Origin of the sequence: Candidatus Ornithobacterium hominis (genome assembly GCF_951229915.1) — a bacterium.
Classification (GTDB): Bacteria; Bacteroidota; Bacteroidia; order Flavobacteriales; family Weeksellaceae; genus Ornithobacterium; species Ornithobacterium hominis.
In genome coordinates, this window is sequence record NZ_OX579588.1 from 1881285 (window position 1) to 1902283 (window position 20999).

Consider the following 20999-nt stretch of genomic DNA (forward strand, 5'->3'; position numbering starts at 1 on the left):
CGAGATGTATTATTTTTTTAGTATAAAAACAATATATTTTGGATTATTGCGGCATATTTAAATCTATCCAATTTAGATCCATACATTTAACTTTTATTTTATCATATTCGAAATAAATATCCTCAAAGATATCTGGTAATTGATATATATTTATAACTTGATAATCTATATTGGATATTTTATATAATTCTAACTCTGTAATAATATATATCTTCTTATTATGTATTTTTATATCGTAGAAAAAACTCTCTAAAAAAATATTTTGCAAGATTTTCCCTGTATGAAAATCTAAAATTATAAATATTAAATCTATTCCTATGGCATAAATAGAATCGTTTATTTCTTCTATTGTAGGATCTATTTCTGTGCTTCGCCAACCTAATTTATAACTATACTTTTCGTTTGAAAGAATGGCAAAAGATCTATCTTCTATACTTTCAAATAAAATTGGAAAATCTAACTTGTCATATTGTTGCTTAGAAATTTTTTCTATTATCATTTATTATAAATTTTTGGAATTATTGTAGATATAGTTGGTTTGTTATTTAAATTTCCTCCTTTATAGAAAAAACCAACATTAATAGCGCCCTTATTACTTACTTCTATACTTTTTGTTATAGTTGTGCCATATTCATTTGTTTTTGTCGAAATAACAGTTCCTTTTTCGAAAGCCTTTGAAAAAATATTTGTGAGTTGTTTTTCATTTTTGATTCCTAATGTGGACAAATCTTTTAAATTTTGAGCAGATCTATTTATATTATGTTGTTTTCCTGTAGTTACTCTTCCAAAAAAATAGTCATACTTACTTTGAGCTACAGAAAAACCTTTTGCTGAGTTGGTTAAATTATTAGTACTCTTTTTTACAATATCTCCAAGTACTTTTCCACCTGCCCCAAAAATAGCTCCTACTGTTGCATCTACTACTACATCAGTTGCAGTAGTTTTCTTTCCTTGTATGGCTCTATTAGCTACTCCCCCTACAACATTTGCTCCACCTGCTACTCCAGCTGTTACTGCTAAACTGGCTCCACCTGTAAATCCTGCTACTGCACCTGTTATAGCTCCTTGTGCCGCACTTCCTCCTATGGCTTTCCAACTAGTTATTTTACCATTTTTATAAAACTGCATCCCAGCTTCTACTCCTCCTCCAATAAATCCTCCTACTAAGGCTCCTCCAGCAGCTGTTATACAGTTGGGGCACTCTCCATCTGGGTCTACATATTTTACAGGATTTTGGTAACTAAATGTATAAACAGCATTGTTCATTGGATTAAAGACTCCACCATTAGAAGAATCTTCATCATCCATAGCTTCGTCTCTCAGCATCATAGGGTCTACATTCAGCCACAGACTTACTCTCGGGTCATAATATCTCGCACCGTAGTAATACAATCCTGTTTCTGTATCCAACTCCTTCCCATTGAATAGATACGGCATGGTCTTGCTTGTGCTGTGTTCTTCAAAGAGCACTTCTCCAAAGGCAATATACTCCGTGTGCTGGGTTATCCTTCCCTCTCGGTCTGTAATATACGAAGAACTTCCCAAGTGGTCTGGGTGGTAAAAATACAAATTATTTTCTCTTTTTGTTTGTTATCTCTGCGAGTGTATTACTTTTTTAGTAAATTTAAAAACCTCTCCCTAAAAATTTTTAGGGAGAGGGTGGGTTTTTGAGGTATTATCTATTATTTATTGTTACCAATAAGTAATATTTTATTTTTATAAAATTCTACTAATTTATTTTCTATATTGTAATTTTCCTCTTCCATATAAACAGGCTTATTTATGATTGTTGATATTGTAGAGATAAAATTTAAAATTAATTCTAAATTATTGTTTTTTAGAATCTCATTATAAAGAATGTCTAGCTCTAAATTCTCCATACTATTGAAATAACAGTTAATAGAAATATTGTTTAACTTAATGATTGCCATATATCCATTATCTGTTTTATTATTCCAAAAATCTAATAATTTATCATACTCTATAAAGTTATTAGTTTTATAAGTAATATACTCTTTAAAGTTTATCTTATATGTATGATTAAAAAATTCTATTAAATTCTTCCAATCAATACTTGATAAATTATAGGCACAAATATTAATAAATACCTTGTTATCCATTTTATTTATTGCTTCTTTTATAGCTTTATGAATTTCTATGTTATTATTATTTATCATTTTTAATTACTTTTTTTATATTATCTGCATTTCTTTGTGGTAATTCTCTAAACCCGCCAAATTTTCCTTCTCTACTTATATTTATTCCTCTACCTGTGATTTTATCATAGATAGTTTTTGTTCCATTTTTTTCTATATCTATTAATTGTTTTTTAGATTTTAGAATATCCTTTACAATATTTAATCCATCTTTTGTAGCTGTTTTCCCAGAATATTTTACACCTTCAAAAACACTTCCTTCTCTTCCTGAATGTTTTTGTAATGCTCTACCTATTGAAGACATACCATTTTTAGATGTAGCAGTCATAGAATTAAAAAGTTTTTTACTGTCTTTAATATTACCCAAATATTTTCCAGCAGCCCCAAAAGCAGCTCCTACTGTTGCATCTATTACTACATCAGTTGCAGTAGTTTTCTTTCCTTGTATGGCTCTATTAGCTACTCCCCCTACAACATTTGCTCCACCTGCTACTCCAGCTGTTACTGCTAAACTGGCTCCACCTGTAAATCCTGCTGCTGCACCTGTTATAGCTCCTTGTGCTGCACTTCCTCCTATGGCTTTCCAATCGGTTATTTTGCCATCTTTATAAAACTGCATCCCAGCTTCTACTACTCCTCCAATAAATCCTCCTACTAAGGCTCCACCAGCAGCTGTTATACAGTTGGGACACCCTCCATCAGGGTCTACATATTTTACAGGATTTTGGTAACTAAATGCATAAACAGCATTGTTCATTGGATTAAAGACTCCACCATTAGAAGAATCTTCATCATCCATAGCTTCGTCTCTCAGCATCATAGGGTCTACATTCAGCCACAGCGATACTCTCGGGTCATAGTATCTCGCACCGTAGTAATACAATCCCGTCTCCGTATCCAACTCTTTGCCGTTAAACAAATACGGCATGGTCCTGCTTGTGCTGTGTTCCTCAAACAACACTTCTCCAAACGCTATATACTCCGTGTGCTGGGTTATTCTTCCCTCTCTATCCGTAATATACGAAGAACTTCCCAAGTGGTCTGGGTGGTAAAAATACAAATTTTTCTCTATTATTCCATTATCTATGAAGCCATACCCTGCTTTTACCGTCTGGGGAGTAATCGGGTCTCCATATTGCACAGGAGGCCCTGGCACATCTCCCGGCTCATTGAACTTCGGTGGCCTTGGCCAGCCTTCGGGCGGTTCTTGGTCTTGGCGGATATTCTGCCAATTAACGCTCGGGTAAGGCTGTTCTGTCCATTCTGGGCTGGCGTAGATGCCGTGCTGTGTCGGCGGACCTGGGGGGACTTTTAGTCCTCTTATGTAGTTGTCCCTTGCTTCCTGCATTTGGGCACTCTGGCGGATGTAGTCTATTCCTCCCGCCATGATGCCCGTGTTTTTATGCACAAAAGTCCCCTCGCCCAGCTTGCTCACTATCCTGCTGCTTCCCTCAAAATAATGCTTGGTGAATCTGCCTTTCTGCACCACGAAATAAGGGTTCACATAGGCGGTATAGTCGTCCATATGGGTGATGACGGCCGATGTCAGCCCGTTGGTCACCACCGTACTGCTCTCCCCACTGCTTTTCACAGCTCTTTCTCCCGTATGGTCGTAAGTGTAGAGATGCAGTTTTCCATTATCGTTTATGCCTCTCAGCCTATTTTCCTCGTCCCAGACCATAGCGCGGAAGCTCTTAGATTCCTCGTAATAGAGAGGGTTTCCGTTGCCGTCATATTGGTAAGTTCGGGCTTTAGGTTTGCCCATCTCCATGATTTCACTCGGGGCGTGAGGGTGGGAAGGGTTGTTGTAGCTGTAGTCCAGCGTATAGCCCTTCTGCACCCCGCCGGAGAGGTGGTTTAACTCTTTCTTTGTGATGGAGTTAAGATTATTATAACTCATTTTCAGCTCATAGCTGGCGCTGGTGAGCTCTCCGGTGTAGTTTCCTTTGGCGAGGGTCAGCCGGTTGAGATTATCATACTGATATTCATAGCTGGAAGCCCCGCCCAGTGCATTGCGGATAATCGGAAGCTGGTTCTCCACCTTGAGAATGTTCCCTACCAAATCATACGCATAACGGTTGTTCTGGATAAGGAAACTTCCCACGCCTCTTTGTTTTTTCTTTGGGCGTGCCCCTCGCCAAGGCTGTTCCTGCTTCGTCGGGTCGGGCTGTACGCTATTACTCCTCGCCGTGAGCCATGCTAAAACCCCACAACTACGGCTGTGGGGTATCCGCTGCCATCCCTCACGCAACCTCCTTTGTGCTCCTATTTTTATGCTTTCAATGAACTTCTATTCTTCTATATATCTCCATTCACTATTAATCAAAAGTTCTATTCCCTTTATATCAACCGATTGATAAGAAAAACTTATTATTCCAATATCTGCATTTTTGTGAATTATCCAATCAAGTGTCTCGTCAAAAATTGTCAAACCTATAAGATAATAAGTTTCTATATTCTCTTTATAACCTAAAGAAGAGATATAGTCTTTTTCTTTAGTAACAAATTTGATAAAACTTTTTCTTTTAAATTTCAAATAAGATGTATTTTCACTTATATTAGTCCCTCTTGTTAGAAAGATATAATCGCTATTTAAATTTTCTAAAAAAGCTAAAAAAATGCCTTTCAAGAAGTCTATATTTGGATAATCAAAATATAAGACATTAGCATTGCATAAATTTGTTTCTCCATCAATATCTAATCCATAGATATTTAATAACATATTTGTTATTATAGGTTCTGTAACTGAGGTCACGAATTCTTCTTTATAAAAAAAACACATACTTACTTTTCTTTAAAATATACATCTATTTGTTTCCCATTAATTTTTTTAGTAAATGTATCAAGATTTTTGTAGCTTCCAGAATTAGAACTTCTAAAAATAATTTGCTCCTCTCCTTTTATTAATTTATATCCTCCACTACTTAATTCTTCTGATTTATATCCTGATTTTAATAAACTTTTATATACCTTCATAGCTTTTTCACTGCCTCCTTCTCTTACTACTTTCCATCCAGCAATAGTATTCCTATTTTTACCAAAAGTAGCATTTGCGATTCCTCCTTTAGCTGCAATTTCTTCAAAATTGGTTAGAGTTTTTGTATTAAAGATATTTTTTATATTCTTAATACCATTCGTTCCTCCCAAAAATATTGTAGAAATATCTACGGCTGTAGCAATTCTTTCTGCGTTTTGCTCACTTGCACCTAAAGCCTCTGCACCAGCTTTAGTTCCTGTATGTAATAAAGTGTTCGTAGTTTCTCCTGTCCATAGTTGTCTAGCTCCAGCTTGAAAATTATCTACTCCATTTAAGAATAGTGGAACCATCAAAGGTGTTGCTGTTCCACCTGAAAAATACTCTCCAACACCTGAACCAACTACTTCTACAGCCCCTCCTAACATTTGAGCCCCTCCCCAAAACCTAGTCCAAAATTTAGATTGCTTCCCGTTCGGGTCTATGTAAATAACAGGGTTTTGATAAGTATATCCATAAGTATTGAGGTTCATTGGATTAAACACCCCATTATTATGCTGTCCGTCTATATAGTGCTCAGTCTCTTGTATAGGATTATAACCACTGAGTGGGTCAGTATTGAGCCACAGGCTGGTTTTCATATCCAGATACCTTGCCCCAAAATAAGTCAGATTGGTCTCACTGTCCAGCTCCTTCCCATTAAACAAATACGGCATGGTCCTGCTTGTGCTGTGTTCTTCAAAGAGCACCTCTCCAAACGCTATGTATTCCGTATGCTGGGTTATTCTTCCCTCTCGGTCTGTAATATACGAAGAACTTCCCAAGTGGTCTGGGTGGTAAAAATACAAATTCTTTTCTTTTATTCCATTATCTATGAAGCCATACCCTGCTTTCACGGTCTGTGGCGTAATCGGGTCTCCATACTGCACAGGAGGACCTGGCACATCTCCCGGCTCATTGAACTTCGGTGGCCTTGGCCAGCCTTCGGGCGGTTCTTGGTCTTGGCGGATATTCTGCCATCCAAGGCTCGGGTAAGGCTGTTCTGTCCATTCAGGGCTGGCATAGATACCGTGCTGTGTCGGCGGACCAGGCGGGATTTTCAGTCCACGAATATAATTGTCCCTTGCCTCCTGCATTTGGGCACTCTGGCGGATATAGTCTATTCCTCCCGCTGAAATCCCCCTGTTTGGATGATGAAAAGTTCCTTCACCCAGCTTGCTCACTATCCTTGCCGAACCATCAAAATAATGCTTGGTAAATTTCCCTTTCTGCACCACGAAATAAGGGTTTACATAGGCGGTATAGTCGTCCATATGGGTGATAACTGCCTCATTTTTATATTTTTCTTAAAGATCTGTTTCTCTTTTTATGGATTTGATAATTTACATTCTACTCTCTCCCTTCGGTGTCCCTTCGGTAATCCTTCGGTGAAGGTTCGGTGTCCTATCGTTTATGGTTTTCTAATTATTTTATGATTTTATTGTGAATTCTTAATAATGAAAACAACACTTCTGGAATATTACCCATTACCAGCCTTTTTTTCTTATATAATACAATTCTTCTTTATCTTTATTGAAAAGGAATAAATAGTACTCTAATTCATTGATATATACATATGTATAATAATTATTAGAGTCATTCAATATAGCGTTAAAATTTTTACCATACATATCTTCTTTAAATACATCTGAATTAATTATATCCTTAAATTTTTCTCTTTCTTTAATATCCATAGGACATTTTTTCCAAGTAGAACTATTTTCTTTTTTATTTATAATTTCATTTTTCTCCCATTCTTCAAATTTTGGATAATTTTCATTTATAGAAACATTTTCCATCATTTTATATAAATACAACTCAAATAATTCATTATGAAAACTAAACCCAATAAAATCCTTATCATATATTTTATCAACATTTCCTCTATAATTAGGAAATAATTTCTGAAAATCAGTTGCTTTTAGTGGGCTATATGTTTTTTCATTATAGTAAATAATTCCTCCTAATATACCCATTAATAATATAAATATAAAAGTTACTTTTTTCATAAATATTTATTTTCTTACAGGAACTTTTGCGCTTCCATATCCATAGATTAAAAATTTTTTACCATCATTTTCACCACCTGGTCTTCCAGCCCAAGTTGCAAAGTCCCTAAGAGGTCTTCCATCCATTTCATAATCATATATATCCATATATGTGGTTCCTCCAATATGGACTATTCCATTTTGTTCATCTAAGAGAGTTAGTTTTAAAGTCCCATATACCTTACCTGTGTTGCTTAATCCCCAAATAAAATTTTTATAGAAGGATTGCCCCTTTTTATTGTCAAAACTTTTGGTAGTTACTTCCGTTAATACTATTTTTTTCTGATCAACAAACAAAGGTTCTCCAGTTTTCTTAAGCCACCAATTATCAGCTTCTTCTTTTGTTAGAAATCCATCATAATCAGGTCTATTAGGAAGATTATCGTAATGAATATTAAATTTCTTTTTCGCTGCTTCTGTTCTTAATCCGATATAACCTTTGCTTTTAGATAAAGCTTCTTGGTGTGACATATTTTGTTTAAAATCTTTTTTATCCATTATTATTGCTTTACCTTGCAGACCTTTATCATCTGTTCCTAAAAAATTTCCATCAGTATCATAAATAGGTGCATCAATATTTTTTGCTTCCGCTTCCATCCCCGTCGGGTCTATCAGGTTTATCGGATTGTTATTCGTATACGCATACGGTGTCATAGTCTTCTCTGCCAATGGATCCACATTCAAGAATATACTTGTCTTAGGGTCATAGTATCTCGCTCCGTAGTAGTAAAGCCCCGTCTCCGTATCCAGCTCCTTCCCATTGAACAGATATGGCATGGCCTTGCTTGTAGAATGCTCTTCAAACAATACTTCTCCAAACGCTATATACTCCGTGTGCTGGGTTATTCTTCCTTCTCGGTCTGTAATATACGAAGAACTTCCCAAATGGTCTGGGTGGTAAAAATACAAATTCTTTTCTCTTATTCCATTTGGAACAAAGCCATACCCTGCTTTTACCGTCTGGGGAGTAATCGGGTCTCCGTACTGCACAGGCGGCCCTGGGACATCTCCCGGCTCATTAAACTTCGGTGGTCTTGGCCAGCCTTCGGGTGGTTCTTGGTCTTGGCGGATATTCTGCCATCCAAGGCTCGGGTAAGGCTGGCCTGTCCATTCAGGGCTGGCGTAGATGCCATGCTGTGTCGGCGGACCAGGCGGGACTTTCAGTCCACGAATATAATTGTCCCTTGCCTCCTGCATTTGGGCACTCTGACGGATGTAGTCTATTCCTCCAGCCATGATGCCCGTGTTTTTATGTACAAAGGTTCCTTCGCCCAGCTTGCTCACTATCCTGCTACTTCCCTCAAAATAATGCTTGGTAAATCTGCCTTTCTGCACCACGAAATAAGGATTCACATAGGCGGTATAGTCGTCCATATGGGTAATGACTGCCGATGTCAGCCCGTTGGTCACTACCGTACTGCTCTCTCCGCTGCTTTTCAACGCTCTCTCGCCCGTATGGTCGTAAGTGTAGAGATGCAGTTTTCCATTATCGTTAATGCCTCTCAGCCTGTTCTCCTCATCCCAAACCATAGCGCGGAAGCTCTTATATTCCTCGTAATAGAGAGGGTTTCCGTTGCCGTCGTACTGGTAAGTTCGGGCTTTAGGCTTGCCCATCTCCATGATTTCACTCGGGGCGTGAGGGTGGGAAGGGTTGTTGTAGCTGTAGTCCAGCGTATAGCCCTTCTGCACCCCGCCGGAGAGGTGGTTTAACTCTTTCTTTGTGATGGAGTTAAGATTATTATAACTCATTTTCAGCTCATAGCTGGCGCTGGTGAGCTCTCCGGTGTAGTTTCCTTTGGCGAGGGTCAGCCGGTTGAGATTATCATACTGATATTCATAGCTGGAAGCCCCGCCCAGTGCATTGCGGATAATTGGAAGCTGGTTCTCCACCTTGAGGATATTCCCTACCAAATCATACGCATAACGGTTGTTCTGGATAAGGAAACTTCCCACGCCTCTTTGTTTTTTCTTTGGGCGTGCCCCTCGCCAAGGCTGTTCCTGCTTCGTCGGGTCGGGCTGTACGCTATTACTCCTCGCCGTGAGCCATGCTAAAACCCCACAACTACGGCTGTGGGGTATTCGCTGCCATCCCTCACGCAATGCACTGCGCTCCTATTTTTATGCTTTCAATGAACTCCTATTCTTTTATTTTACTCAGTCCATAGGGAGTTGTGAATTTTTAATAATGAAAACAACACTTCTGGAACATTACCTACTCTATTTTTTTACCATCCTTATCTGTAGCATAGTTTTCTTGAATATTGATACTTATAAAGTCAACTTCTTTTTTATACCTATTATATTTGCCATCAAAATAAGTATACAAACTATCATTCAAAACTTTATTTTCTTTATAAAGTTCTATTAAGCCATTAGAAGATTGTTTAACAATTGTCGCATTTTTGTCAATATCAATAAGAAGCTTACCATCTTTTGACAATATCATATGTATATTACTGTATCTGTTGTTTGACATCTTAATATAGTTATCAGATGGCTTTTCTCTATTTTTATACATACCATATATGATGTATATATTTTCATTGTCAGATTTCAAAACAGTAACACACTTGTTTCCAGAAAGACAATAAAAAGACCTCATACCATCAGATTTACAACTATTCATTACTAAGAGAAAGAGAAACACAAAGCCCAATACTAATATCATAAATATCTTTTTCATAACTTTTAGTATTTCGGTCCTATTGGCCACGGATTAGTTGCTTTTTGCCATTGTTTTTCAAACTGTCGTTGTTTATAAATCGGATAGCCTGCATTATGACCAGCTCGCTCCGCTTGTTGAGTTGGTTGTCCTTCTGTTTTCCAACTTCTCCACTTAAACACATTCCAAGTTTTATAATTTTGTTTAGTTTCAAGTGCATCAAAAGCTATTCTAGAAGCTCCCCAACTTTGACCGTGCTTTCCAGCTACATAACCTGCTGAATAATTACCAATATCCCTTGCCGATGCTATTTTACCTTCAAACGACATTCCTCGATAATGATATTGACTTTCTTGTTCTAATGTTAGTTCTTTGGGTATATTATTAGTTTTAAAGTCAAGAGGTTCGCCACCTTGAGCGTTACCCATATAATCAAACAATCCAATATTTTTGATTTCGTTATTAAAGAAATTCTGTCCTGACTGGTCATTTAGATTGATATTTGAACCTGTAACAGCGCTACCGTCATCATAATGGAAAGAATATTCTGTAAGCATTTGACCTAATATTTGTCCTGTTCTTTGTCCTTTTTCATCAACAACATAAACATTTTTATCAGTATTTGCAACTCCTCCTACAACAGTATAACTTCCATCTTTATTTTTCCTAACATCTATATGGTCTGCTCTTTCACCCACCATCCCCGTAGGGTCAATAAGCATTATTGGATTATTATTCGTATATGCATATGGTGTCATAGTCTTCTCCGCCATAGGATCCACATTTAAGAAAATACTTGTTTTTGCATCATAATATCTTGCCCCATAGTAATACAATCCCGTCTCTGTATCCAGCTCCTTCCCATTAAACAAATACGGCATAGTTTTGCTCGTGCTGTGTTCTTCAAACAACACCTCTCCAAACGCAATATACTCTGTATGCTGGGTTATTCTTCCTTCTCGGTCTGTAATATACGAAGAACTTCCCAAGTGGTCTGGGTGGTAAAAATACAAATTTTTCTCTATTATTCCATTATCTATGAAGCCATACCCTGCTTTTTACATTTTTCTTAAAGAACTGCTATTCTTTTGAGGATTTGATAATTTACCATCTACTTTCTTCCTTCGGTGTCCCTTTGGTGAAGGTTCGGTGTCCTCTCGTTTACGGTTTTCTAATTATTTTATTGTGAAGTTTTTAATAACAAAAAATATATTTGGAACATTACCCTTATTGTTTGATTTCATCTGATAATCTCCTAATTAGATATGCCCAAAGATTTGAATTTATTGGCAATGGTAATGTAATAGAAGGTAATCGATACTCTCCATATCTTTTATCATCCCTATCTTTAAATACAAAATATGAGGGTATTCCTAATATCAGTTTTGCATCAGATATTTTTGTTATAAAACCTTTATGATATTTATTTGAGTCAAATATATTTCCTGCTTCTGATAGTAATTTAGAATATTGTTTCTGCTGTTTTCTATTTTTAATATTAATTAATATCATAGGGTGAACTTTTTTTATATTCCCCATATCATCTAACTCAATATAATATTCCTTATTATAGGGTATGTCTTGTATTATCAAATAGTAGTACTTGTCTTCTAATGAATATAAAATTTTAGAAGTATTAAATTCATCAAATTGTTTTAATACTTTATCTGATTTATCTCTACTTATTAAGGCTAATGAGTCTATCTTTTTCTCCCAAATTGTTTGGGCATTATGCTCTATAAAAGAGTAAAATAGTATTATACATATATATACTTTTGTTCTCATTTGGTCATAGGTAATTCGTTTGGTTCTATAATATGTCCTTGATTGTATCCAGCGTGATCGCTGCCATCTCGCTCAGGCTTTCCTAATAATCTTCTAATTAAATTATCTGTTCTAATAGCATTAGAATTATTTGTTTTATCATTCATTTTCTTTGCAGATGGTATTCCGTGTCCAAATAATTCGTGTCCCGATGTAATAGCTCTATCATCATCTTTATGAATAGCACTAATGAATGAATGAGAACCATCTTTTGTAGGCACATTTAATCCACCTCCTTGGCTATCAATAAATGTTGAACTAAAATTACCATCAGGAGTTAGTAACATATCTCCTATCCCTTCTTGAGCTTTATTCATATGATCTCTAAAAGCAGTAGCTCCTTCAGCTGATGTAAAATCTCCACTTAAATATTCCACTTTATGTATTTCTTTTGAATTTATTGTGTTAGCTACCATATCAATATAAGCTTTTTCATCTGTATTAACGGATATATTTTCTAATGCTTTGGTAAGTGCTGATACATCTATTTTATTAAATTTACTTCCTTTAATACTTATTAAAGCTCTTACTCCTTCAAACTTCTTATCCTTTAATACTCTATAAATATCTTGTTGAAAGTTTTGAGCATCTTTTCTTGTAACACCTATTATATCTCTTCCATCAGGGTCTACCAACATTATCGGATTGTTGTTTACATATGTATAAGGCGATGTATGTGGATATTTCTCTGCCAGCGGGTCTACATTCAAGAAAATGCTTGTTTTTGCATCATAGTATCTCGCTCCGTAGTAATATAATCCAGTCTCTGTATCCAGCTCCTTCCCATTAAACAAATACGGCATAGTCCTGCTTGTAGAATGCTCTTCAAACAACACCTCTCCAAAGGCAATATACTCCGTATGTTGGGTTATTCTTCCCTCTATATCCGTAATATAACTGCTTGACCCCAGATGGTCTGGGTGGTAAAAATACAAATTTTTCTCTATTATTCCATTATCTATGAAGCCATACCCTGCTTTTACCGTCTGCGGAGTAATCGGGTCTCCATACTGTACAGGCGGACCTGGCACATCTCCCGGCTCATTGAACTTCGGTGGTCTCGGCCAGCCTTCGGGCGGTTCTTGGTCTTGGCGGATATTCTGCCATCCAAGACTCGGGTAAGGCTGTTCTGTCCATTGAGATTGCCACACAACTTGCCGAAGCTCTCGAAGTTTCTTTGGATTACTTGGTAGGCTCTACCGATATTCTTTTGGAAAAAAGCATTGTAAACCGTGTTCTCGACATACAAAAACTAAAAGAGAACGATAAACAACACGTTTTCGCCCTCCTCGATGCGTTTATAAAACAAACTAAATTACAAGGTATTTTATAACAACAAAGCCACTCAATGAGTGGCTTTGTTTTTAACTTTAGTTCTTACTTGTAAGGAAAAAGTTTGTCGCTTATTTTAAAAACATACTCACTTTTTGAAAGCCAATCTACTTCGGCTCTCACATCATCTGTTATCTCTTTATATTCTATTAAAGAGCCAATGTTTTCAATCTTATCAATAAACACAACATCAAAATATAACTCGTCTAAACCTAAAGGTACAATTTTAAGAGCATCATTGATGTTGTTTGCTTTCACGATAATATTAGCCCAAGCTCCGCTGTAATCAATGTTATCTGGCAAACCATCGAAATCAATTAAATCATTAAAAACAAATCCATCTTTTGCTTTCAGATTTACAAATGCCAACCAAAAATTACTATATTTTTTTCTCTTCATTGTTTATTAATTAGGATTTCTTTTTGATGAACGATTCTCATAATGTACATTGTCCTTGCCTGTCATCTTTTTACCATCTTTGGTTGAGTGATAATGAGTTTTTTGTCCTTTATCACTTGAATGTTTGACAGGGCTTGTATTTGATTTTGGATTATTCCTCGCAGCATCTTTAGCTTGTTTTAGATTAGGTTTACTTACAGTATGTATTTTAGGCTTACCACTTGGTCCTAATTGACTTTTAGGTATTCCTTTTTCAGCTGCTTCTGCAAGATTTTTAGCTTTCGCACCATCAATAGCTTTCTCAATAGTTTTGAGGTGCTTTCCTACTTTACCTACTTTACCAATGTCACCAACTATTGGTACCACTCCTGCGGCGCTTAATATAGCACTTCCCCAATTTCCTTGCTCAGCTTCTAATGTTGCCGCTGCTATATCTGCCACCCCTGTTGGATCTACTATACCAACAATATCTAAAGCCGCTACTAAAACATCATCTCCCTGTAAAGTATAATTTCCTCCTAAATCTCCTACAACAGAACCTGCATTTACAGATATATCTACTAAATCCGTTTTAATGGTTACACTCGAATTATTCTTACCACGTATGATAATGTCTTCGGGTGCCATACCTGTCGGGTCGGTAAATCGCAATGGGTTATTAAAGCCGTAACTGTATGGGCTCCACTCTGGAAATTCTTCGGCTAAAGGGTCAACATTCAGCCACAGCGATACTCTCGGGTCATAGTATCTCGCTCCGTAGTAGTAAAGCCCCGTCTCAGTGTCCAGCTCCTTCCCATTGAACAAATACGGCATGGTCTTGCTTGTGCTGTGTTCCTCAAAGAGCACCTCTCCAAACGCAATATACTCTGTATGCTGGGTTATCCGTCCTTCCCTATCTGTAATGTAACTGCTTGACCCCAAGTGGTCAGGATGGTAAAAATACAAATTTTTCTCTATTATTCCATTATCTATGAAGCCATACCCTGATTTTATATTTTCCTAAAGATCTTTTTCTCTGTTTTTATATTATTATGTTAGTTCTGTTTATCAGATAGTTATATATTATTTATAATTAAAACAACACATCTGGAACATTATCGAAATTCATATTGGATAAAATATATTTATCATAACATATTTTTTGCTTGAATGGTCTTGTCCTACAATCTCGTTCAAAAAAAATAGTATCTCCTTTTATTTCTCCCTGCCCTCTTTTATAAAAACCACTATCACCACATAAAAAATATTCTACCTTGATTTTATTGTCTTCTACTCGCCAATAGCCAATATTAGGAGCGTTTCCCCAGCTTTTATTAAAGGTATCGCTTGGCTTTATCGTGAAACCATCTTGAGAGGTAAAGAAGATTAGTCTCCCATCCGAGTAAAACTTAAGAGCAAAAGAAGTAATCGACTTTCCCAAATAAGTCTTATCAAATACAAGTTTATCCGTTTCTTTAAATGGCGTTTTGAGCAGTTTAAAATTCGGACGCTTCGGTCTGCACATTCCGTTTCCCCATGTTCCTTTATGCATAAAAAAACATGAATTACACAGCGATAATAAACTAAATAATAATACTAACTTTTTCATTTTCCTGATGATATATTTACATTTCCTTGATTATTATAGATGTATGTCCCATCATTTGAAAATTTCTTATAATTCAATCCAAAGATAATCATTTTTCGTCCCGTCCCAGTAAACTTTCCATCGAGACGGAAAGTTTGCTCCGTAGGAGAGGTAGTAAATTGTTTGGAAGGAAAGATATTTAAATATTATCAAAACTACTTTTTTTTTAAATACACTTTATAGTTCATTTGTTTGGCTGGATATTCTCCTTCAATTTTCTTTTGAACATAGCCTTCTTTTTTGAAATATAATGATATAAAAGCAGCTTTTCCTATGATTGTTGAATAATATCCTTTATTATTAGAATAAAGTTTTATAGTATCTCTTCCTAAATATTCATCATAATTTGTATTTCCATTATTATCTTCATATCGTTCATTTATTATTATTATCATAGCATCTGGAATAGGTTTTTTAGTTTTTTCATCTAAAACATAACCTTTAAGCCCTACATCTTTTGTATCTGTAACAGATAAGTAGTATGAAAATAAATATATTCCCACAAACATAAGAGTTATTACTACGAATATTATTGTCTTTTTAGTTATTAACAGCATTATCTATTCTATTATTAATTCTACTTTGGATATTTTGTGATGCTTTTTCTTGAATATTTCCATGAGTCACATCATCCCCAACTATTTTTATATTATTAACTTTGGCTTTACCTTCAGAAGTATGACGATAACCTCTTGAACCTGGTGAATTACTAGTACCACTATCAATTTTATTGCTTCTATTACTCCCGCCTGAATTAGAAGAAATTCCTGTTATTCTTGAAGAGCTTGAGGCTCCTGAATAATTTTCTTGAAAAAAGTTAAAAGCAGTATCAACATTGTCAGGGATACTTGTATCAACAGTAAGACCTTGAAAAGGTCCATCGGAGCTATCCACAATAATCATTGTGTTAATAGGTATATTAGATATTTCTTCTGCTAAATTGACAGCATTATCTCCACCATAACTATATCCATAAATAATTACAACATCCCCTTCTTTATAATTCTTATTAATAAAATCTTTTCCTGTTTCAACTCCAGCATTTTGAGTAAATGAAGGTGATATTACTGCTCCTTTAAAATCTAGTTCTCTAGATTTTGCATAAGCTGCTGTTGCATTAAACCTATCACCAGCTCCACCCGTTCCTTTAGTAGAAGGTCTTATTTGTCCATCTCCAGTAGGACCTCCATGATAGAATACAGCTAAAATCCTTTTAGCAGGAGGGTCTTCTGGTTTCATTCCTGTTGGGTCTATGAGATTTATCGGGTTATTATTTGTGTATGCATATGGTGTCATAGTTTTCTCTGCCAGCGGGTCTACATTGAGCCACAGCGATACTCTCGGGTCATAATATCTCGCACCGTAGTAATACAATCCTGTTTCTGTATCCAACTCCTTCCCATTAAACAAATACGGCATGGTCTTGCTTGTGCTGTGTTCCTCAAAGAGCACTTCTCCAAAGGCAATATACTCCGTGTGCTGGGTTATTCTTCCCTCTCGGTCTGTAATATACGAAGAACTTCCCAAATGGTCTGGGTGGTAAAAATACAAATTCTTTTCTTTTATTCCATTATCTATGAAGCCATATCCTGCTTTTACGGTCTGCGGAGTGATGGGGTCTCCATATTGCACAGGAGGACCTGGCACATCTCCCGGCTCATTGAACTTCGGTGGCCTTGGCCAGCCTTCGGGCGGTTCTTGGTCTTGGCGGATATTCTGCCATCCAAGGCTCGGGTAAGGCTGTTCTGTCCATTCAGGGCTGGCGTAGATGCCATGCTGTGTCGGCGGACCAGGCGGGACTTTTAGTCCTCTTATGTAGTTGTCCCTTGCTTCCTGCATTTGGGCGTTTTGGCGGATGTAGTCTATTCCTCCTGCTGAAATCCCCCTATTATTGTGATGAAAAGTCCCTTCACCCAGCTTGCTCACTATCCTGCTGCTTCCCTCAAAATAATGCTTGGTAAATCTGCCTTTCTGCACCACAAAATAAGGGTTCACATAGGCGGTATAGTCGTCCATATGGGTGATGACGGCCGATGTCAGCCCGTTGGTCACCACCGTACTGCTCTCCCCACTGCTTTTCACGGCTCTTTCTCCCGTGTGGTCGTAGGTGTAGAGATGCAGTTTTCCATTATCATTTATGCCTCTCAGCCTATTTTCCTCGTCCCAGACCATAGCGCGGAAGCTCTTAGATTCCTCGTAATAGAGAGGGTTTCCGTTGCCATCATACTGGTAAGTTCGGGCTTTAGGTTTGCCCATCTCCATGATTTCACTTGGGGCGTGAGGGTGGGAAGGGTTGTTGTAGCTGTAGTCCAGCGTATAGCCCTTCTGCACCCCGCCAGAGAGGTGGTTTAGTTCTTTCTTTGTGATGGAGTTAAGATTATTATAACTCATTTTCAGCTCATAGCTGGCGCTGGTGAGCTCTCCGGTGTAGTTTCCTTTGGCGAGGGTCAGCCGGTTGAGATTATCATACTGATATTCATAGCTGGAAGCCCCGCCCAGTGCATTGCGGATAATTGGGAGCTGGTTCTCCACCTTGAGGATATTCCCTACCAAATCATACGCATAACGGTTGTTCTGGATAAGGAAACTTCCCACGCCTCCTGCTGGGGTAAGACTTTCGGCCTTGAGCTGTTCAAGGCGTCTCATCACAGGGTCGTAATGGTAACGGGTCTCGGTATCGTTTCCGTAGAGACGGTATACTTTCTGCTCAAACTCATCATAGCCCTGCTGTTTCAGGTAGGTGTAGGCATGCTCCTCACTTGGTGCTGTGCCTTCGGGAGCTTTATAGCCTTTCAGGCTCGTTAAGTTCCCTGCAATATTATACCCAAAGTCCAGTCTTTCCCCATCAGGATAAACCAGCTTTTGGATACGGTTCCAGCTGTCGTATTCATACTGGGTGACATAGGTCTGCACTTCTACGGGCTTTATACGCAGACTTCGGATTTCCTTAGTCACCTCGCCCATATCTCCGTAGAAGTATTCTGTTCCTCCACTGGCATCTTCTACCAGCCAGAGTCTTCCTCTTCTTCCTGCCTGCTCATTCTGTGCTCCATAGTGGTAGCGGACATTGTTTTCAGGATATTTCGGGTATTTTATCTCCTGCAGGCGGTTGTAGTCATAGTGGTAGGTGATATAGCCATCAGGCATTTCTTCGCGTATCTGGCTGGTTTGTCTCTTGATGAGATTTCCTGCCTTGTCATAGACCAGAATAGTCGTTCCTGCATCAGGATGTACTAATTTGGTTCTTCTTCCTAAGAGGTCATACTCGTTCAGGGTTTGGTGTCCCTGTGCATCAGTTACCTTGGTAAGCTCTCCTATGGCACTGTATTCAAAATGGGTCTCTGTGCCGTCAGGCTGCACTTGGGTCAGCACTCTTCCCTGCGCATCGGTATAGGTATGGCTTTGCCTATTGAGCGCATCAGTCTGTGTGGTGTGCAGGGTATTTTCTCCCTTGTGGTGAGTGATTTTATAGGCCGTTTTCACGCTGGAACCATCAGGCAGAATCTGCTCTACCGGCCGGTCTTTCTCATCATAGAGGGTTTTGGTCGGCGGGATGCTGCTGCTTGGTGCGGGCACCAGCTGGCTCTGCACCGATGCCGTGAATGGATAATAGGTCTCTACTACCCTGCCTAAGGCGTCATAGATCTGTTTTCCAGAGATGATGTGTTTTTCTTCATCAGCAAGTCCTCTTCCTTTGAAGATACTTGCGGTCTTTTTCACCTGCACCGCTCTTCCCAGTCCGTCAGCATAGGCATAGGTTTCTATAGCTCGGTTATGTTCAGGGTCGTAGTTTCTGGTCAGTGCATAAGGCAGCTGTCCAGCAGGACGAGACTGATTAAGGTTCGGATATTCATAACGGATGGTGTAGGGTTTTCCAGCTTTGGCTTCTTTAGGTCCTAAGATACTGATGGTTCTTCCCTTAGCATCCAGCGTATAGAGCATACTCTCCCCGTTTCGGTCAGTAGTTTTTACTGGTGCTCCAAAGCGGTAGTCATATTCTATGGTATTTTCATACCCAAAATGATCTTTAATCTTGGTAATATGGCTGTGAGTTTCAGGGTTGTACTGATAGCTGAGCTGTGAGCGTTGTCCTTTCTCATTCTCTGCTCCAGTTACCTGTATCAGGTTGCCGTATTCATCATAAGAAAGCTGTGTCTCTGTATAGATTCCTACTCCAGAGAACTGGCGTATTTTGATGACTTCTGCGGTCTGCGGGTGGATGTCTGCTTCCCGTTTTCTTACCTCTCCATTAGCATCTTTTACGATAATACTTTGGGCAATACCCCCGAAGTAAGGGGTTGCACTTTCATAATAGCGGATATCAGCTTCTATCTTATCAGAAGGTTTTCCTGCTCCATGGTCTATGTACTTGACGATATTTCCTACTCGGTCATAGTGTTTCTCCGTTTTCTTTTCTAGGTAATCGCTCTGCTCATATACTCGTTCTCTCTCTTCTTTTGGTGCGATGAATACAGATTTTGTATCCATCTGCGGAAGAGAAAGTTGGTTCGACGGGATTACCGCTCCGCTTTGTGCATCTGCGATGTGGTAAGTTACATTGCTTTCGCTGAGTTTCGCTCCATTTTTATCAAAGGTTGTACTTTTCTTAAGCTGAGATTTTCTAAAAAAGTCTTCATTATAATATTCCTGAACGCTGGTTCTCAGCACTGTACCATCTTGTGGATTGATCTGCTTCTGCTTTACCTCGCCATAACCATAGAAACTGCGCTCTCTTCGGTCATAGTAAGGTTTGTTGTATTCAAATCTTGAGATAGCGTAATCTTCTCCATCACCAGTATAGCCATCAAATACCTTTACTTCTTTAAGTACCCATTGGCTGTTAGGGTTTTCATAAGTTGGCTTTTTACGCTCATAATCTATTTCAAACCAGCTTCCTGTTGCTGTTTCTACTCGCTTCAGCATATTGGTTCTGCGGATATTTTATTTTATTCCACATATTTTTTTTCCAGTATATCTAAGACTATTTTAGTAATTTCTATTTCATTATTGTTGTATTCTATTTTTTGTATATCTTCTTTTACTTCCACAAGATAGTAATCTTTTAATCTATTTGGTATTATTTCTACTATATTATTTTCAATATAGATACTACAACTTGTAGAATTGTTATAAAATTTTTTATATGAAGTTTCTCTTAGTGATTTTAAAAACTCTTTTGTTTCTAATCTATAAAAATCTTCTTCTTTTTCAGATAACTTTTTACTACTGTTTATTGATGAAAAAATAGCATTTTTAATTTGTTCAAAGCTTGCTTCTATAGGTAAGATAGTTATTGGATTACTTTCTATATAAGCCCAAGACTCAAGTCTATATGCTGTAACTATTTTAAATTTATTTTTGGTTTTATAAATACTACAAGCTTTTATTTCTTTTTCCATTTTAAATAGAGTTTTTATTTTATTCCACATAATATTATTTTTTATTCTACTATTTTCTGTTTAAAATATCTATTATTATTTTGGTGACTTCCAGTTCATTATTGTTATATTCTATTTTTACTGATTTTTCACTAACTGGCTCGAGATAGTACTTTTCAAATCTACTGGGGGTTATCTCTAGAATGTTGTTTTCAAGACGAATAGAGCAATTTATAGAGTTTTTATACAGCGATTTAAATGATTTTTCTTTTAAATCTTTTAAATGTTTTTTTTGAAACTCTTGCATTTCTACTTTAGAGTTTGGAAAAGGTACATTGCATCTACTACTATTTAAAGAAGAAAAAATTTTATTACTAAGCTCATCTTTAGAAATAGTAATGGGTAGTATGAAAGTAGGAACATCTGCTAAAAATAAACCTGTGTCTGATGTTGATAGTGTAACTATTTTATATTCTTTTAGAGTCTTATAAATATCACAAGCCTTTATTTTTACAAAATTTTCTTTTTTTAGTATTGATTTTATTTTATTCCACATAATA

18 protein-coding genes and 1 pseudogene are annotated in these 20999 nt (G+C 37.2%); all 19 read right to left on the reverse strand.

The features are described from left to right. Nucleotides 1–43 precede the first annotated feature (43 nt). Nucleotides 44–499 (reverse strand): hypothetical protein, encoded by a 456-nt coding sequence (locus QOX03_RS08850; protein ID WP_283670849.1) that lies wholly within the window; start codon nucleotides 497–499, stop codon nucleotides 44–46. Further along, nucleotides 496–1572, reverse strand: a pseudogene (locus tag QOX03_RS08855) (RHS repeat-associated core domain-containing protein); the annotation flags it as partial. The pseudogene QOX03_RS08855 and the gene QOX03_RS08850, both read right to left, overlap by 4 nt. A gap of 110 nt (nucleotides 1573–1682) precedes the next feature. Continuing rightward, nucleotides 1683–2177 (reverse strand): hypothetical protein, encoded by a 495-nt coding sequence (locus QOX03_RS08860; RefSeq protein ID WP_283670851.1) that lies wholly within the window; start codon nucleotides 2175–2177, stop codon nucleotides 1683–1685. After that, nucleotides 2167–4407: an RHS repeat domain-containing protein gene (locus QOX03_RS08865; protein ID WP_283670853.1), complete on the reverse strand. Its 2241-nt coding sequence runs from the start codon at nucleotides 4405–4407 to the stop codon at nucleotides 2167–2169. The genes QOX03_RS08860 and QOX03_RS08865 overlap by 11 nt, the downstream gene beginning before the upstream one ends. 39 nt (nucleotides 4408–4446) lie before the next feature. Continuing rightward, nucleotides 4447–4878, reverse strand: coding sequence for a hypothetical protein (locus QOX03_RS08870; protein WP_283670854.1), 432 nt, complete (start codon nucleotides 4876–4878; stop codon nucleotides 4447–4449). 62 nt (nucleotides 4879–4940) lie between these two features. After that, complete coding sequence (locus QOX03_RS08875) at nucleotides 4941–6443, reverse strand: RHS repeat-associated core domain-containing protein (protein ID WP_283670855.1); 1503 nt, start codon at nucleotides 6441–6443, stop codon at nucleotides 4941–4943. A gap of 213 nt (nucleotides 6444–6656) precedes the next feature. Beyond that, entirely contained in the window at nucleotides 6657–7178 is a 522-nt protein-coding gene (locus QOX03_RS08880) for a hypothetical protein (protein ID WP_283670856.1), read from the reverse strand. Between the two features lie 6 nt (nucleotides 7179–7184). Further along, nucleotides 7185–9317 carry an RHS repeat domain-containing protein gene (locus QOX03_RS08885; RefSeq protein ID WP_283670857.1) on the reverse strand — a complete coding sequence of 711 codons (2133 nt, stop codon included), beginning with the start codon at nucleotides 9315–9317 and terminating at the stop codon, nucleotides 7185–7187. Between the two features lie 112 nt (nucleotides 9318–9429). Beyond that, nucleotides 9430–9900: a hypothetical protein gene (locus QOX03_RS08890; RefSeq protein ID WP_133298045.1), complete on the reverse strand. Its 471-nt coding sequence runs from the start codon at nucleotides 9898–9900 to the stop codon at nucleotides 9430–9432. A gap of 5 nt (nucleotides 9901–9905) precedes the next feature. Further along, on the reverse strand, nucleotides 9906–10892 hold the full coding sequence (locus tag QOX03_RS08895) for an RHS repeat domain-containing protein (protein ID WP_283670858.1): 987 nt from the start codon (nucleotides 10890–10892) through the stop codon (nucleotides 9906–9908). A gap of 214 nt (nucleotides 10893–11106) precedes the next feature. Further along, on the reverse strand, nucleotides 11107–11664 hold the full coding sequence (locus QOX03_RS08900) for a hypothetical protein (RefSeq protein WP_283670859.1): 558 nt from the start codon (nucleotides 11662–11664) through the stop codon (nucleotides 11107–11109). Beyond that, nucleotides 11661–12854 carry an RHS repeat domain-containing protein gene (locus QOX03_RS08905; protein WP_283670860.1) on the reverse strand — a complete coding sequence of 398 codons (1194 nt, stop codon included), beginning with the start codon at nucleotides 12852–12854 and terminating at the stop codon, nucleotides 11661–11663. The genes QOX03_RS08900 and QOX03_RS08905 overlap by 4 nt, the downstream gene beginning before the upstream one ends. A 226-nt stretch (nucleotides 12855–13080) precedes the next feature. Further along, nucleotides 13081–13434 carry a hypothetical protein gene (locus QOX03_RS08910; protein WP_119059917.1) on the reverse strand — a complete coding sequence of 118 codons (354 nt, stop codon included), beginning with the start codon at nucleotides 13432–13434 and terminating at the stop codon, nucleotides 13081–13083. Nucleotides 13435–13440: 6 nt separating this feature from the next. Beyond that, on the reverse strand, nucleotides 13441–14379 hold the full coding sequence (locus QOX03_RS08915; RefSeq protein WP_283670861.1) for an RHS repeat-associated core domain-containing protein: 939 nt from the start codon (nucleotides 14377–14379) through the stop codon (nucleotides 13441–13443). A gap of 127 nt (nucleotides 14380–14506) precedes the next feature. Continuing rightward, a complete protein-coding gene (locus tag QOX03_RS08920; RefSeq protein ID WP_283670862.1) occupies nucleotides 14507–14965 on the reverse strand; it encodes a hypothetical protein in 459 nt (152 codons plus the stop codon). Between the two features lie 251 nt (nucleotides 14966–15216). After that, nucleotides 15217–15564 (reverse strand): hypothetical protein, encoded by a 348-nt coding sequence (locus QOX03_RS08925; protein WP_283670863.1) that lies wholly within the window; start codon nucleotides 15562–15564, stop codon nucleotides 15217–15219. A 37-nt stretch (nucleotides 15565–15601) separates the two neighbouring features. Next, the gene (locus tag QOX03_RS08930; protein WP_283670864.1) at nucleotides 15602–19984 is read right to left on the reverse strand and encodes an RHS repeat-associated core domain-containing protein; all 4383 of its coding nucleotides are present in this window, start codon (nucleotides 19982–19984) and stop codon (nucleotides 15602–15604) included. A 23-nt stretch (nucleotides 19985–20007) separates the two neighbouring features. Further along, entirely contained in the window at nucleotides 20008–20490 is a 483-nt protein-coding gene (locus QOX03_RS08935) for a hypothetical protein (RefSeq protein WP_283670865.1), read from the reverse strand. Nucleotides 20491–20509: 19 nt separating this feature from the next. Continuing rightward, on the reverse strand, nucleotides 20510–20995 hold the full coding sequence (locus tag QOX03_RS08940) for a contact-dependent growth inhibition system immunity protein (RefSeq protein WP_283670866.1): 486 nt from the start codon (nucleotides 20993–20995) through the stop codon (nucleotides 20510–20512). Between the last annotated feature and the right edge of the window lie 4 nt (nucleotides 20996–20999).

Coding starts and splice junctions, on each gene's coding strand:
- QOX03_RS08870 (WP_283670854.1), bottom strand. CDS start 4,878: ATGTTATTAAATATCTATGGATTAGATATTGATGGAGAAACAAATTTA.
- QOX03_RS08890 (WP_133298045.1), bottom strand. CDS start 9,900: ATGAAAAAGATATTTATGATATTAGTATTGGGCTTTGTGTTTCTCTTT.
- QOX03_RS08910 (WP_119059917.1), bottom strand. CDS start 13,434: ATGAAGAGAAAAAAATATAGTAATTTTTGGTTGGCATTTGTAAATCTG.
- QOX03_RS08920 (WP_283670862.1), bottom strand. CDS start 14,965: ATGCATAAAGGAACATGGGGAAACGGAATGTGCAGACCGAAGCGTCCG.
- QOX03_RS08850 (WP_283670849.1), bottom strand. CDS start 499: ATGATAATAGAAAAAATTTCTAAGCAACAATATGACAAGTTAGATTTT.
- QOX03_RS08935 (WP_283670865.1), bottom strand. CDS start 20,490: ATGTGGAATAAAATAAAAACTCTATTTAAAATGGAAAAAGAAATAAAA.
- QOX03_RS08860 (WP_283670851.1), bottom strand. CDS start 2,177: ATGATAAATAATAATAACATAGAAATTCATAAAGCTATAAAAGAAGCA.
- QOX03_RS08900 (WP_283670859.1), bottom strand. CDS start 11,664: ATGAGAACAAAAGTATATATATGTATAATACTATTTTACTCTTTTATA.
- QOX03_RS08930 (WP_283670864.1), bottom strand. CDS start 19,984: ATGCTGAAGCGAGTAGAAACAGCAACAGGAAGCTGGTTTGAAATAGAT.
- QOX03_RS08940 (WP_283670866.1), bottom strand. CDS start 20,995: ATGTGGAATAAAATAAAATCAATACTAAAAAAAGAAAATTTTGTAAAA.
- QOX03_RS08880 (WP_283670856.1), bottom strand. CDS start 7,178: ATGAAAAAAGTAACTTTTATATTTATATTATTAATGGGTATATTAGGA.
- QOX03_RS08875 (WP_283670855.1), bottom strand. CDS start 6,443: ATGGACGACTATACCGCCTATGTAAACCCTTATTTCGTGGTGCAGAAA.